At 38.8% G+C, this 14,996-nt stretch carries 12 protein-coding genes and 2 pseudogenes; 2 read left to right on the forward strand and 12 right to left on the reverse strand.

What is annotated here, in order from left to right; all coding sequences use genetic code 11:
- Positions 1-209: 209 nt before the first annotated feature.
- From RG959_RS09695 to RG959_RS09705, 3 genes are all read right to left on the reverse strand, one after another.
- Complete coding sequence (locus tag RG959_RS09695; protein ID WP_342796926.1) at positions 210-1,571, reverse strand: MFS transporter; 1,362 nt, start codon at positions 1,569-1,571, stop codon at positions 210-212.
- 344 nt (positions 1,572-1,915) lie between these two features.
- The gene (locus tag RG959_RS09700) at positions 1,916-2,611 is read right to left on the reverse strand and encodes an RraA family protein (RefSeq protein WP_342796927.1); all 696 of its coding nucleotides are present in this window, start codon (positions 2,609-2,611) and stop codon (positions 1,916-1,918) included.
- Positions 2,612-2,810: 199 nt separating this feature from the next.
- Entirely contained in the window at positions 2,811-3,749 is a 939-nt protein-coding gene (locus RG959_RS09705) for a hydroxyacid dehydrogenase (RefSeq protein ID WP_342796928.1), read from the reverse strand.
- Between the two features lie 319 nt (positions 3,750-4,068).
- Between RG959_RS09705 and RG959_RS09710 the strand changes: the two genes are divergently transcribed.
- A complete protein-coding gene (locus tag RG959_RS09710) occupies positions 4,069-4,947 on the forward strand; it encodes a LysR family transcriptional regulator (protein WP_342796929.1) in 879 nt (292 codons plus the stop codon).
- 271 nt (positions 4,948-5,218) lie between these two features.
- On the opposite strand, the pseudogene pheA reads toward RG959_RS09710, so the two are convergent.
- From pheA to RG959_RS09745, 7 genes and pseudogenes are all read right to left on the reverse strand, one after another.
- A pseudogene (gene pheA, locus RG959_RS09715) lies at positions 5,219-6,088 on the reverse strand (prephenate dehydratase).
- A 253-nt stretch (positions 6,089-6,341) separates the two neighbouring features.
- Positions 6,342-7,850 carry a tripartite tricarboxylate transporter permease gene (locus tag RG959_RS09720; RefSeq protein WP_342796930.1) on the reverse strand — a complete coding sequence of 503 codons (1,509 nt, stop codon included), beginning with the start codon at positions 7,848-7,850 and terminating at the stop codon, positions 6,342-6,344.
- A 9-nt stretch (positions 7,851-7,859) separates the two neighbouring features.
- Positions 7,860-8,309, reverse strand: a complete 450-nt coding sequence (locus RG959_RS09725; RefSeq protein WP_342796931.1) for a tripartite tricarboxylate transporter TctB family protein — start codon at positions 8,307-8,309, stop codon at positions 7,860-7,862.
- Between the two features lie 128 nt (positions 8,310-8,437).
- A complete protein-coding gene (locus tag RG959_RS09730; RefSeq protein WP_342796932.1) occupies positions 8,438-9,442 on the reverse strand; it encodes a tripartite tricarboxylate transporter substrate binding protein in 1,005 nt (334 codons plus the stop codon).
- A gap of 89 nt (positions 9,443-9,531) precedes the next feature.
- Positions 9,532-9,888, reverse strand: coding sequence for a DUF1932 domain-containing protein (locus tag RG959_RS09735; RefSeq protein ID WP_342796933.1), 357 nt, complete (start codon positions 9,886-9,888; stop codon positions 9,532-9,534).
- Positions 9,889-9,976: 88 nt separating this feature from the next.
- On the reverse strand, positions 9,977-10,300 hold the full coding sequence (locus RG959_RS09740; RefSeq protein ID WP_342796934.1) for an NAD(P)-binding domain-containing protein: 324 nt from the start codon (positions 10,298-10,300) through the stop codon (positions 9,977-9,979).
- Positions 10,288-10,449 (reverse strand): hypothetical protein, encoded by a 162-nt coding sequence (locus RG959_RS09745; protein ID WP_342796935.1) that lies wholly within the window; start codon positions 10,447-10,449, stop codon positions 10,288-10,290. The genes RG959_RS09740 and RG959_RS09745 overlap by 13 nt, the downstream gene beginning before the upstream one ends.
- Before the next feature lie 631 nt (positions 10,450-11,080).
- On the opposite strand from RG959_RS09745, the gene RG959_RS09750 reads away from it, so the two are divergent.
- Complete coding sequence (locus RG959_RS09750; protein ID WP_342796936.1) at positions 11,081-11,245, forward strand: hypothetical protein; 165 nt, start codon at positions 11,081-11,083, stop codon at positions 11,243-11,245.
- A gap of 761 nt (positions 11,246-12,006) precedes the next feature.
- Here the strand turns inward: RG959_RS09750 and RG959_RS09755 are convergent.
- Positions 12,007-13,240, reverse strand: a pseudogene (locus RG959_RS09755) (MFS transporter).
- Positions 13,241-13,685: 445 nt separating this feature from the next.
- On the reverse strand, positions 13,686-14,996 hold the full coding sequence (locus tag RG959_RS09760; RefSeq protein WP_342796937.1) for an MFS transporter: 1,311 nt from the start codon (positions 14,994-14,996) through the stop codon (positions 13,686-13,688).

Genomic DNA, 14,996 nt, shown 5'->3' on the forward strand with positions numbered 1-14,996 from the left:
TGTCTCATAAGAGGTCAATGAAAAAATGGTTAGATCTATTAACTTTTATATACAATATATCGATTCTTTTAGAGTCATAGCATCGACAAGTCCAACATTTTGATATAAATAACAGATACCTTAAACATTCATATCAAAATACAAGAATCGACTTAGATGAGCACATGCCCCATTAGAAAGCGATTACAATACGTTTTATATTAACTTAATTAGGGCATGGCTTTTTTATAACCTTCCTCTTCCATTTCTAGATCAAGCTTTTCCCTCGGTTCAATAATAGTGAAGAGAAGGATGAACGTCATTAAAGAGCAGGCTGATAAGAACATAAACACCGTATCCCAATTAAATGTATCTAAAATTAAACCTACTATGAATGGAGCAAAAGCACCGCCTAATGAGCCTCCTGTATTAACAATCGAAGCTGCAAGTGGTAATTTCTCTTTAGATGCGATTCCCATAGGATATGCCAAAAACGTAGAATATCCAAGGTTTAATAGGATACCAGTAACAAGAAGAAGGATACCTAAAAACATTGGGTCATTTGGTGCGTACAACAATGCATACATACTGAAAATAGTTGATGCTGCAGTCACGATCATAAGAGGCTTTCGACGTTTATTAAAGAGGTTATCTGAAAGCCATCCGCCAATTAGGTTTCCTAACATAGCCCCTATCCATGGAGCTGAAGCAACAAATCCCATCTCCATAATCGAATACTTTTTAACGTCTACCAAATAAGTAGGTATCCATGTCATAATGGCATAAACAATACCGACCATGAAAAAGTAACCTAGCGTACAACCCCATATATTCCATGAGAGAAAAACCTTCTTAGTTGTATCAAGAGAACCTACTTTCTTGGTACGAATAATTTTATCCAACCATTTCATGGAATATTTTTTCTTAGTTCCTTTTGATTTTACATCAAGAGTTGAAAGTTCCTCAGATCTGATATAATCTAGTTCCTCTTTTGAGCAGTACGGGCTTTCTTCTGGAGTATCCCTTACCAGCCAGAACCAAACTAGAGAGAATAATATACCCGGAATAGCAAATACATAGAAAACCTCACGCCAGCCAAAATGTAAAATAATAAACGCACACAACGGAGGAACGATCGCCGGAGCAAACTTGATGGCCGACATATAAATACCTGTCGCCGTCCCCTTCTCCTTCCCAGGGAACCATCGGTTAATAGTAGTAATAATTCCGACTGGAAGTGGTCCCTCTGCCACGCCTAGTAAAAGTCTTCCAATTTTAAGTTGGAGAGCTGAAGTAGCCGTACCCATAAAAAATGTTGCCACTGAAGTAACAATCATAGAGAAGGTAAATATTTTACGCGTTCCGAATTTACTATAGATAAACCCAGATGGAATCTGGATAAGAGCATATCCGAGATAAAAAAGACTAGCCATTGCACCAATATCAGTATTACTCAACTCAAATTCTTTTTGAAAATATGGAATAACCACACTTATATTAGCCCTGTCTGCCCCGGCAATCATGTAAGTTATAAAGATTACGGTCATGACTATCCAACGAAATCGAGTCTTTTTTTGTAATGAATTCTGCATTATGTTACTCTCCTTCTGATAAAGACTTCGCTGTAACATCGATTTCCTTCTAATTTATATAGTGAAAATTTCATCGTTATCATGTACTTCATTTGTAAGTTCCCTTAATATAAAGGTTTTCAAATGCCTTAAATCTAAAGAATGGAAAGCTCTAGTTTAACTTCCCAATCCCCTGATAAATGCCCGGGAAATTCTAGAGCAGTCCATAGAAAGCGGTTGCCATCAGCACTACTTAAATAGCTTACACTCTTGGAATAGTTGACGCCAGAATACGCAAGTTATCAAAACATAGCATACACCATAGTTAGTCTCAATAACCTTAATTCAAATTATTTAGACTAATTTCATTTTAAAGTGAATGACTTATCTGTAAACTCGCAGCCTCGGTCTTCAAGATTTTTATCAACCCATGTTCGGTCCCAATTCATATTACTGATAGCTTCCATTTCCTGTTGTTCTTTAAGCAGTTTAGCTTTAGATTTTTCTAGCAATTCATCCGTGTCCTTTGGATTAATGACCACAACACCGTCATCATCACCGACTAAAATATCGCCAGGTTGAACTACTACACCTCCACAAGAAATAGGAACATTAATTTCTCCAGGTCCGTCTTTATAGGGACCTCGCGGATTAACTCCTGCTGCGTAGATTGGGATGTCCATTTCTTTTAAAGCCCTTACATCGCGAATAGCACCATCAATTATGATCCCGCCTAATTCTCTTTTTTGAGCCCATAATGCCATTAATTCACCCATAATCGCATTCGTTAAATCACCCTGAGCATCCACAACTAATATATCGCCAGGTTGAGCGAGGTCAAGTGCTTTATGAAAAATTAGGTTGTCACCGGGACGTGTTTTAACTGTAAAAGCAGGCCCAAGTAAAGGCACATCATTAATTGGGCGAATTTTAGAATTCATGCAAAACATACGATTCATATTATCCGCAATTACAGAGACTGGCAAACCATTAAACTGCTTTATTACTTCTTTAGTTGGCCGATTAATATTTGAGTATACACGCATTCCAACATTAGACATAACTTAATTCCTCTTTTCTATTTTTATTTCATTTATTAAGTGTCAAACAGCAGGTGAAGTCGGTATCACTACATTGTCAGGCGTTGTTCCCTGCTTCGACTTTACTTATATTTTCAAAGGATACACGGAGTACAGTTTCTAACACATCTCTAGTCACGATCACAGGAAAGCGATTACAATTATTTCATATCTAACTTCATTAAGACATTACAACCCTGTTTAAAGATTCCTCATTACTCATCAGCCTAACGATTTCATCGACAGCCTCTGTTCCCATTCGAATAAGCGCATCTCTTGTATTCGCTCCATTATGCGGAGTTCCAATAAAGTTATTACATGTTAACAATGGATGCTCTTTTGAAACAGGTTCTTCGGCAAATGCGTCGATAGCTGCACCAAATAATTTGTTTTGCTGTAATGCATCATATAGATCCTTTTCATTGATCACTTTTCCTCTTGATGTATTAATTAGGACTGCATTTTCTTTCATCAAGGAGAGCTCACGTACGGAAATCAAATTCTCTGTATCCTTTGTCAAAGGTACTGAGACACTAACTATCTCACTTTCTTTTAGTACTTGATCTAAATGTTCGCACTTTACAAATCCTTCTTTTTCACAGATTGATTCGCTTGCGTACGGATCATATACAAGCACTTTCGTATTAAAAGCCGCTTTTAGTTTCGTACCTACTAATGTACCTATACGTCCCAGTCCAATTAATCCAACAGTTTTATTTTGCAGCTCAAAACCAGCCAATTCAAATGGAGAATTTTTTTCAATACCTTCTTTAACCATATTATGTGCCATGGTAACTTTCCTGGCACAGTTTAATGCTAGAGCAATAACAAATTCAGCAACTGAGTTCATATTCGCTTGAGGAGTATTTGTCACTATAATCCCTTTGCTCTTTGCATAATCCAAATCTATATTGTCTACTCCCACTCCATGCTTTGCGATTATTTTTAGGTTTGGCATTTGATCCATTATTTCTTTTGTCATTTTAAATGTCCGTACAATAACTGCTTCTGCAATAGGGTAGTCTTTACTCTCTACATTTCTCCAATCAACTATATCTAATCTCTCTATCGCGTATTCCAAGGCCTCTGAATCAATAGGGTCGAGAATTAAAGTTTTCATAAAATTCACCTCATATATAAAAGAATAAGATCCCGTAATTAAATATTTCACTTCATGTACTGCCTGCTCTTTTTCTACATCAATCAATTGAGCCTAGTATTTAACCTCTATGCCTGGACTTTTGAAGGCGTTTACTATTTATTGCATTACTTTGAATGCCCTTTCAAGATAAATGACTTTACAGTTCGATGTTATTTCTCTCCCCCATTCAATTAGACAAAATCTTTAATTAACTTTATATTAAATATTAATATAATGATTGTAAAACGAATAAATTACCTATTTAATAACATAAAAATTGCTATTCGGAGGCGGAATAATGGATTTTGATTCTATTGAAACTTTTCTCGCAGTTGTTCGAACAAAAACGATCAGCGGCGCAGCACAAGAATTACACGTAGCGCAAACGACTGTTAGTCAGCGAATTAAGGTACTTGAAAAAGAATTTGGGGTTCAATTAATTGAGCGTGGGAAAGGAATAAAACAAATCATGTTAACTCCTTTAGGTGAAGAATTTTATAAATTAGCAGAAGAATGGAGTCGTATAGAACAAGAAGCAAATCTGTTAAAAACTCAAGGTCCACGATTATCTTTAACCATTGGGGGAGTTGACAGCACTAATACCTTTGTTTTGCCAAGGGTCTTTAAAAAACTAAGTAACCATCAGCCTCCAATAAAGCTTCAAATCCATACTTTACATTCTGATATTTTATACTCAGAAGTCGAAAAAAGACATATTGATGTAGCCTACACCCTTAGAGAAAGAATTCATCCAAATGTGAATGTTGAAAAGTGCTTTATATCGCCTATGGTCGTTCTTAAGCCTTCTGATACGAGTGGCTATAGTTCAGAGAAACTTGACCCTAAAGAATTAGACTCTAATTACGAATTATTTATGCCGTGGGGGCTCGAATATCAATCCTGGCATCGCTATTGGTGGGATCCTTTGTCGATTTCCAGAACAAAATTAGACAGTACTCATTTACTTTTATATCTTCTCCAAGATCCCATGCAGTGGGCGATTGTCCCAAGCTGGATAGCTAATGAAGCAATTAAACGGGGGAATTACAAAATTTATGAGCTTACAGATTCCCCTCCAGATTATACAGTTTATAAACTTACTCACATAAAGCAAACACTGCTTAAGCAAAAGGCTTTAGAAACGTTGGATCATCTCTTTCAGGAAGAGTTTGGTTAAACGTTCCTGTCACCATTGGCAAGACTGGTGCTGGTATAAACCTAATAGCCTGCAGCAAATCAAACCAGTCAAATCCATTTAAAGGCGGCATCATAGAGGCTGCTAAATGGAAAGAACCGCTGATTTGCTATACTAGTGTATTTCATTTTTTTCCGGAGATGATTCGGGTAATGTAGGTAGAGAAACCAAATAACCAGCCGCCGGTTATACACCGGCAGCTGGCTGTTTAAAGGTCTTTTGATTCCTGTGCTAAAAATGACGGCAGTCTTTTTTATACTTTGCTTTCGGTTTGCCCAACTTCATACCCATAATAACTCCCAAGCACTTGTACCCGACAGCCGAGTGCTTCCATTTCAGCGAATGCACCAGGCACAAGCACATCATCCATACGCTGGGCAACATCTATAATGAAAAAGTAGTTGCCAAGACCGGTTTTAAGCGGCCGTGATTCGATTTTAGCAAGATTCAAGTTTCGCCAGGCAAAAGTTGCGAGGACTTGGTGCAGAGTGCCGGGCCGATCAGTCGGCAGTGTCACAATAATCGTCGTTTTGCCACCTATTTGAGGCAATGAAAATGTCAATTCTTCATGGGTTTTGGACAGCACCAGAAAACGGGTATGGTTAAAGTTGAAATCATGAATATCCGCCTGGGCCGTAAACAGTCCGTATTCTTCTGCCGATAATGAGTTGGCAATAGCGGCAATACACTGCTCTGGATGTTCTTTCACATATTTTGCGGCAGCGGCTGTTGATGTCATTTGCTGGACCGGAACACCATGAAATTCACGATGCAAAAATTTATGACACTGCGCAATGGCATGAGAATGCGACAATATACGCTCGGCCTTCGTCCAATGCAGGGCATGATTTGGATGAACGAGCAAGTGCTGCTGGATGGGTGCTGTTAACTCCCCTATAATTGTCAGATTAGCTTCATGAAAAAGATGATCGATGGTCATATTGACCGTGCCTTCAATTGTGTTTTCAATCGGCACAACAGCGAAATCCACCTGGTCCTACAGTACAAAATCCATACATTCCGGAATCGTAACACATGGAATGCGTTCATCATCCGGAAACGCACCTGAGACAACGCTATCAGTGAACGTTCCTGCCGGTCCTAAAAAAGCAATTTTTCTCAAGTCTTTCACTCCATTCCTATCATCCAAATAGTTTAAGTGTTCAACTGGGCTGTTTTGTTGGCTACTCCCTTTTTCTTTAAGTTTTTGAAAACTAGTATATAATTTTCCTTAGACTTTGACTGGCGTAATTGCCTTTTCATTTTTCAGAACTTTTATAACAGTAAAAGTTCCCAATCATTATCAGGAACTCTGTCATAGCTAGTTCACTTTTACAAGCTTCCTAGTAAGATTAGAAATTCATCAAAACTGATTATTACATTTCAACATCTTCTGTTACTAAACGTTTATTTTTTAATGATGAAATCATTGTAATAACAATAGCAATAATCGCAATGACCAAAATTGTTCCAGAGATAGGACGAATAAAGAATCCAAAAAAGTTTCCTTCAAAAATAGTCAATGACTGAAGTAATGTTTGTTCAAGCAGTTCACCTAGAACAAAAGCTAAAATAATAGGCGCCAGAGGAAAATCAGCTTTTTTAAGAAAATAGCCAATAATACCAAAGATCAACATTGCTCCCACATCAAATAAACTGTTATTTAAACTGTAAGTACCTACAAGAATAATCATAATGATGATCGGAAACAGTAACCGGAAAGGAATCATGGTGATTTTAGCCCATAAATTCGCCATTGGTAAATTCATAAATAACAGCATTACGTTTCCGATAAACATACTGGCAATAACTGCCCAGACAAAATCAGGCTCCTTTTGGAATAAGGTAGGTCCTGGAGTAAGTCCGTGCATTACAAACGCTCCTAATAAAACAGCAATAGTAGGAGAACTCGGTATGCCCAACGTAAATAAAGGAATTAAAGCGCCGCCGCTATATGAATTGTTTGCCGTCTCTGGTCCAGCAACTCCCTCTACTGCTCCATTACCAAATCGGGAAGGGTCCTTCGCGAGCTTTTTTTCCATAGAGTAGCTTAATATAGTAGGAATAACTGAATTTGTCCCTGGGATTAAACCGATAAAAAAGCCTAAGATACTACCTCTCCCTATTGATTTCATTGTAGGCTTCCACTCATCTCGTTTCGGAAAAAGCCCGCTCACTTTCGGCGGCTTTTGAGCATTTGCCCCCATTTGAGATTCAGCATTTAAAAACAGCTCTGATAAACCAAAGAGTCCCATCGCCACAGAAATAAAATCAATACCACTCATTAAGTGTGTCTGATCAAACGTAAAACGAAGGGCACCTGTACTCTGATCCATTCCAATAAACGCTAAAGTTAATCCAAATAGGGCACTGATTCCACCTTTGATTAATGATTTTCCCATTAGACCAAGCAGCAGTGCCATTCCCATAAACACTAATGCAAAAAATTCCGGAGGCCCAAATTGCAGTGCTACTCTTGCAAGAGCAGGACCAATTAACACAAGGCCTATGATTGAAACACAGCCGCCTAAAAACGAGCCAATAGCAGAAACTCCCAAGGCTACACCCGCTCGCCCCTGTTTTGCCAGAGGATGCCCATCAAAACAAGTGATTAGTGAAGCGGCCTCTCCCGGAGTGTTTATTAAAACAGACGTGATCGTCCCACCGTACATAGATCCATAGTATATACCTGAAAGCATAATAATCGCTGAAATAGGTTCAAGAGCAAAAGTCAGTGGAAGAAGTAGAGCCGTGCCAGCTGTGGGACCAAGCCCTGGCAATACACCAATAAACATGCCAAGAGAAACCCCGATCAAACAATAAAGCAAATTAGCCCATGTTAATGCTTCACCGAAACCTGATAATAGATAGCCTAGTGATTCCATTACATCCTCCTACCAACCGTATTTATTTACTGGCAACGGAATGCCGAGCAGACTTCCAAAAACCCAAAAAACTACACAAGCAACAACCGTAGACATTCCAAGTCCCCAGTACCACTTATAACCGCGACTGAATAACAGAGATAGCGTAAGAATGCTGCTTAAGAGAAAACCTGCATAGGGAACGATCACGATAAAAAGTAATAAAGACCCCATACTTGCTAGTAGACTTACCAAACCTGCACCTTTTGGTAAAACATTCTCAAATAGGATTTTTTCTTTTTTTAATGCAAGGAATATGTAGATCAGTGACAAAACAATGATAATTCCGCTTGTCCAAGCTGGAAGGAATCCAGGTCCTGGTCCATACTCGCTGTAATACTCAAGCGAGAGTGATTGCCAAAAAATAATTCCAGCGAAGACAAGGAAGAAAAGGCCTACGTAAAAGCTTAAGTTTTTCAAAAGACATCAGTCCTTTAGTATTTTTTCTACTATTATTTAGAGCACATTTAATAGAATTTAGTACGGAAATATAAGTGATAGGAAGAAAGAGCTTTCTCTTTCTCCCCCTAATTTACATAACTACTACTTTACCAATTCAATAGATCTTTAATTCCTTCAATTTCTTTTTCTTCTTTCTGTAAGGAAGCTTTATAAGCTTCAGGATCTTGATAGTTAACCTGCAATCCTGTCTCTTCCATTTTCTTAATATGCTCTTCATTTTGAATGGCTTTTTCAAATGCATCACGTAATACTTTCATTTTTTCCTCATCTACACCTTTTGGTGCAGCATATCCACGACTTGACGAAGAAACAACCCCTTCAAATCCTTCCTCTTCTAAAGTTGGGACATCAGGTAGAAGTGGTGAACGCTCTTTACTCATTACTGCAAGGACTTTGATTTCTTTATCATTGTACAATGTCGTCACATCACCAACATTTGCAAACAATACGTCTACATGGCCACCCAGTACAGCTGTTGTACTTTCACCTGTGCCACCGTTTTGAACAGCGTTAAATTTTGTACCAAAGGTTTTGTTCATTTTTAATGCTGCAATATGATCATCGCCCATAACACCTGTCGATGTAGTAGTAGTAGTCTTCTTCTTTGCATATTCCATTAGCTCTTCTAGAGAATTAAATCGATCTTCATCTTTCCTAATTGCAATTACTCCGGGATCAGTAATTTGATTTGCGATTAATTCAAAGTCGTCCAAGTTTTCGTCACGGCCTGCATTAGGGTCCATATAGCCCGTCGTTAAATTTGGTGTGTTAATAAGTGCAATCGTATTTCCATCTGGCTCAGAATTTAAAAGTTCTTCCCAGCCAACCCAGCCACCGCCGCCTGGTTTGTTTACTACAACTACTGGTACGCCAAGTTCTTTTTCTACATACTGCATAAGTGTACGTGTTCCAAGATCGGAACTTCCACCGGCTGAGTATGAAACGATTACCTCAATGGGATCAGAAGGATATGTCTCTGATGCGCTTCCACTTTTACTAACACTTTGTTTGTTCGAACAAGCTGATAAAACCAGAGTAAAACTCAAAAGCATAACACCAAGCATTTTAACTCTATTTATCTTTAAGAACATTTTAATACCCCCTTTTAAATTGTGAATTATATTTTGTTTTTCAAAACTTTTTAAACGATATCAGGCCAAGCCCTGTTGTGATTGCGCTTTTAAAAAGTATTTTCTTGCTGGCTTCTTGTATTTACTAATAAATAATGATCAAGAATTTTGCTGACACTCTTGGATTGAATTATCTCTTGGTCTATCTCGGTTTCCATCGAATTTGAGAAGAACGTTATTACTCCTTCTGTTACACAGGATTGGAGTTCAGCATTCTTAATTAATTCACAGCTGTCCAGAACTTCTTTATACCGACGGTTCTTATGAATGACATGGGTAGTAATAAGAGCCTCAGCAAAAGTACTAAAGTCATTATTGTTGATTGTTTTTGAAATGCTCTGCATGACTTTATCTGAAACTCCATAATGCTTAGAAGTAATCAGTGTTTCTAAGGTAAGCGCTTCCAACTGTTCGTAAAAATGCTTTTTAACAATTTAATACTGGCTGCTCTACCATTGGGATGATTTATAGCTTGAGCGTTAAATCCCACTGAGTTTAACAGTAATTCCACTTTTCCGAATGCTCTCCAGCTATCAGCAAGGGAACTCGCATCTGTTCTGTAGCCACAGTACCCATAATGGAAACGTCTACATAAATACCGTTATTAGATGCAATCAGCATTTCATTCTTTGTTTTTACTTGAGGAGTGCTTGTAGTAAGGTCTAAAAATATTGCACCCTTTTTTATTCCCTTGACCACTCCTTCCGCTACTGTTTGGGAAGCTGAACTGCTTACTAATGAAAAAATAACATCGCAATACTCTCCAATTTGTTCAATTCTTTCAGCGGCATTAACGCCTATTTTGCTTATTCTAACCAAAAAATACCATCGTTATTCTCTAATAAAATATCGTAAATCCATACTTGATTCTTACGTTCAATGAGTTCTTTGGCAAAAATTTGCCCTGCTTCTCCAAAACCGATAAGACCAATTTTTAGGTTTTTAATGTCATTAATTTCTAGATACATACAGACACCTTCCTATTTACATTATTGGCCGAGTGTTTGTATAAGAATGAGAAAATGAACAACTTTCCCGGCAACTGGCGAGAAGCAGAAACATACCTCTTGTTTTAAATTTTTCATTGTTTAAGAGCATGAATTCATGTTTCTTTTGATCTTTTGAAATAAAGGACTTTACAGTTCAAGGTCTTTTCTCCCCTTCCAGTAGACGAAATATTTAGATAACTTTATATTAAATATGCACTTAACTATTGTAAAACGATTTAATTACCTATTTAATATCATAAATATTGATATTTGAAGGCGAGAGAATTCATCCAAATGTGAATATTTAAAAGTGCTTTACATCATTTTCATTGAAGTGTGCAATCCCAGCACGAAGCCTGGGTATGCGGTGCTCAATTTTCCGACAGTCTATTCCCTGACCTATCAAGTGATGGATCTGCTTTAACAGCAGATCCCAGTGGCCAATCTGTATATGGAACGGTTAAAAGACCGGTGGATTATTCATATGAAAGATGCTCGGTTAAATGGTGTTTCCGTTGAGTTAGCCGACTTCATTAAACGCTCGGCTAAATAAGGGCGTGTAAGGTATGTTCCGGAATATGAGGCGCTTAGTATTGAATCGGAGGAGGAATTGCTGTCAGTTTCACTGTCAGTTGATATTAAAGACTGGCTGCGGAAAAAAGGAGAACAGACAGGCAAGAGTATGGAGGATATTGCCGCAGAAATCCTTGAACAATTGTATAAAAGTGAACAAGGACAAAGCGATAGTGTCGATCATATCCATGCATTCAATTAAAATCTCGGTTCATTCTCCTAAGCCAATTCTTTATTTTTATATTTTATAATTATTTTAGTTCCTGTTTCTTTATTAAATAAGTGAAAAACCTTCTCCAAAAGCTAGGTGGCTTCTCCACATAGCTTTTAGCAATTAAGCACTCTATATTTAACTTAAGATTTCTACAGAAAGGCTCCTCGCCAACTGCCAACTATGTTGGGATCTTTTTAAATAAATATGCTTTTGAATTTAACATACAGAATAAAAAACCAATACGTAGGATACGAGTGCATATATATGCAAAACGAATTACGATGATGTCAACATCATCTTGCTATTGATTACAAGTTATCACTACTTAGAAACGAAAAAGGTTCATAGGTACGAAGAGGTATTCTCACCTGTCTGTGATACGGGGAGCAAAGCACCTTTTAAACAGCCAGCTGCCGGTACGCCAACTGGCTACTTCTTTAACAGCCACTCCAGCTAGTCTCATCTGTGAGGCTTTCATTTTTATTTCTGCTGGATAACTCACTCTCATCTCCATAAAGAAAAACACCTCCAAGTTGTCTTTTTAGGTAATTACATACCCGCTTTTTCAACTTAAAGGTGTTTTTATTTGTCTCGCTTTATGAGGTCAGTTCCTTAATTCTGTCCCGTATGGACAAGGGGTTTTTGTTCAAATGTTCAAAGATAAGAGTATAGCTTTTCGAGTTAGATAGTTTTCTAACTCCACAAGGAAAGCTACTTTGTATGATCATCACAGGTACAATCTGGGCCTTTTATTGTTCCAAAGGTGCCTCGTGCTTTTCTAATTTTTTCTCTAAGCTTTCTCCCAATTGGTTTTCTTTCCACATAACTGTAATACCAAAGCCAATAACCATAATGACAGCAGCGAAAAGATAAGGATAATGGATGTTTACGTCAAATAATATTCCACCCATCGCTGGCCCACCGATATTACCTAAGCTTGTATAGGTTGAGTTCATTCCGGCAACAAATCCTTGCTCTTTCCCGGCAGCTTTTGATAAAAAAGTCGTCAATGCTGGGCGAAGCAAGTCAAATGCGAGGAAGATGAAGCAAGTTACCGCCAGCACTGCCAAAAAGCTAGAGATTACAGTGGACGCCACCGCCAATATTGCACCTATAATTAAACATAATTGGATCAGTTTCTTTTCACCCAGTATATCTACCATTTTTTCAAACATAAATACTTGCATAACAACTCCGAAGATTGAGCTGATTGTAATAATAGCTGCGATATCCTTCGGCGTGAAGCCAAATTTATGATCAGAAAATAGGCTGAAAACTGTTTCATATGCTGATAAACCGAAAGCAAGTACAAATACAATGATAAAGGCAGTAAAGTAACGCGGATTAAGTGATCTTTTGAACTCGCCTATAAAGTTTGTTTGCTTTGTATTAGCAGAAATTTCTGCAAGCTGTTCCTTTGTTAGCGGCTTTTAATATAAATATTGATGAAATGCATGCTAAAAAGGCAATAGCTGCCGCAAAGAAGAAGGGCATACGTATACCGTATTCTGCAATAAAGCCACCGATGCCAGGTCCGATAATAAAGCCAGTACTAATGGCGGCAGAAATATACCCTATCGCTTTTGACCGTTCCTGAACAGATGTAATATCTGCAATATATGCAGTAACACCTGGCATAATAAAGGCGGCACTAATTCCCCCTAGAATCCTTGATATATAAAGCACTGCTACATTTGTGCCTAAACCAAAGATAAGTTCTGAAACACCAAAAAGAAACAGGCCGATTATGATGATTTTCTTTCTACCATAGTGGTCAACCCATCGTCCTGCGAGCGGTGATATAAGTAGTTGTGCCACCGAAAGTACGGCGACAAGATAGCCCATCGTTTTTCCCGATAAATGCATAATATTCATAAAAGATGGCATAACGGGGACGATGAGACCTATACCTAGAAATGCAATGAATATATTGCTTAAAAGAATAATTAATACCAACTTTTGTTCTTTAATTGTTTTCTTCATATATAAACACCTCTTTCTGTATAATCATTGATGTGAAATACCTCTCCACAATACTGTCCAAGAGGCTTCTAATTTATCCTTCAACCATTTTTCATCATTACCGTATACAAGCTCTAGCATAATGGAATCGACTACACCTAAGAAGGCGAAGTTCGAAGTTTTTGCTACATCTCCGCTTATTACCTTAGCATCAATCCAATCCTAAAATTACTTTCCAATATCGCCTGCATCTTCACTTATAATTGGTACCTTGGATTTTACTGCAGTTAAAATTGTTCAAATAGGATTTCCCCTAATTGAACACGGGACGAAGAAATATGATAAAGGCAGCTTTCAACGTCTTACCGAAAGCTGCCTTTATTTATTAGGATATAATCGTATCTTGCTCGATAAAACTCTGTATTGATAGTCTAACTAATCAGAAGCTATTGCAAGTAGAAAAAATTTATATCAAATCTTTGCTCGGAGTCTTACGAGACCAAACAACTACAGGAATAAGCAATAGTGACAGAATTGCTCCAGAAAGAGATAGTGCCGCGTAGCTATAATGAGCGGCTACCACGCCTGATAACACACCACCTGAGGCACCCGATAATGCAAGCAGGACATCAACCGATCCCTGTGTTTTTGCCCGAACAGATGGGTGTGCTGCATCTATAATAAGAGCTGTGCCGCTTATTAAGCCAAAGTTCCAGCCAACACCAAGGAGTATCAGCGCGCAGATAAGCAGTGCCATTGAGTCTCCCGGCGCAAAAGCTGCCAGTATACCGGAGGCTAGAAGTGTAGCACCCGAAGCAACAGCCATTGCCGTGCGACCCACTTTATCTACCAGCAAGCCTGTCAAAGGAGAAGGCAGATACATGGCACCTATATGAAAACCGATGACCAGCCCAACCTCGCTTAAACTATGCCCATGGTGTCCCATATGAACGGGTGTCATGGTCATAATGGCTGTCATAACAAATTGAGTCAAAACCATAACAGCAGCGCCTACGACAATTCCTCTTTTGTTTATTACAGCACTTTCCTTATGTGATTCCTGCACTGTCCCATCTTTCTCCTGGGCATTTGCTATGGCTGTAGATACAACTAGAGGATCTGGCCGAAGAAAAAGTAAGAGAACCAGTCCGGCAAGGATAAAAGCAGCAGCCGCCAAGATGAAGGGACCAGCCAAAGCTGGAATCCCGATAGAACCTGCAAATTCCCCCATTACACCGACCAGGTTAGGGCCCGCTACTGCACCAAAAGTAGTCGAAACCATGGCCATGCTCACAGCTGTTGCCCGCTGTTTAGTTGTCGCCAGATCTGTACCGGCATATCGTGCCTGCAGATTTGCGGCGGTGCCAGCCCCATAAATAAGCAGGGAAGCGAATAAAAGCATAATGCTGTTGAGTAAGGCAGCGACGATAACGCCGATCGCACCCAGTCCGCCAGCAAGAAAACCGGCTGCAAGTCCTGTTCCGCGCCCAAAACGCTGTGAAAGCCTGCCTACAAGCAGGGCAGCCCCTGCAGATCCTAACGTAAGTAAGGCAACGGGAATCCCTGCTGCACTCTCTGTCCCCAGCATATCTTGTGCGAGAAGGGCGCCTACCGTTATACCGGCAGCAAGTCCTGCTCCTCCGAAGATTTGTGCAAGGATTACCACTCTTAATGTTTTCTTATAAAGTTGTTTTTGTTTTTCTGATGAATCAATATAACCTTGCAGCCAGGAAGGCTGCTGTTTTGCCCCTCTGGTGTCTTCTGTTTCCCTTATCAT

The sequence above is a fragment of the Domibacillus sp. 8LH genome, from assembly GCF_038806185.1.
GTDB lineage: Bacteria > Bacillota > Bacilli > Bacillales > Domibacillaceae > Domibacillus > Domibacillus indicus_A.

Excerpts from the sequence above, each read along its gene's own strand:
- RG959_RS09695 (WP_342796926.1), bottom strand. The coding sequence starts at position 1,571 with ATGCAGAATTCATTACAAAAAAAGACTCGATTTCGTTGGATAGTCATG.
- RG959_RS09700 (WP_342796927.1), bottom strand. The coding sequence starts at position 2,611 with ATGTCTAATGTTGGAATGCGTGTATACTCAAATATTAATCGGCCAACT.
- RG959_RS09705 (WP_342796928.1), bottom strand. The coding sequence starts at position 3,749 with ATGAAAACTTTAATTCTCGACCCTATTGATTCAGAGGCCTTGGAATAC.
- RG959_RS09710 (WP_342796929.1), top strand. The coding sequence starts at position 4,069 with ATGGATTTTGATTCTATTGAAACTTTTCTCGCAGTTGTTCGAACAAAA.
- RG959_RS09720 (WP_342796930.1), bottom strand. The coding sequence starts at position 7,850 with ATGGAATCACTAGGCTATCTATTATCAGGTTTCGGTGAAGCATTAACA.
- RG959_RS09730 (WP_342796932.1), bottom strand. The coding sequence starts at position 9,442 with ATGTTCTTAAAGATAAATAGAGTTAAAATGCTTGGTGTTATGCTTTTG.
- RG959_RS09745 (WP_342796935.1), bottom strand. The coding sequence starts at position 10,449 with ATGTATCTAGAAATTAATGACATTAAAAACCTAAAAATTGGTCTTATC.
- RG959_RS09760 (WP_342796937.1), bottom strand. The coding sequence starts at position 14,996 with ATGATAAGGGAAACAGAAGACACCAGAGGGGCAAAACAGCAGCCTTCC.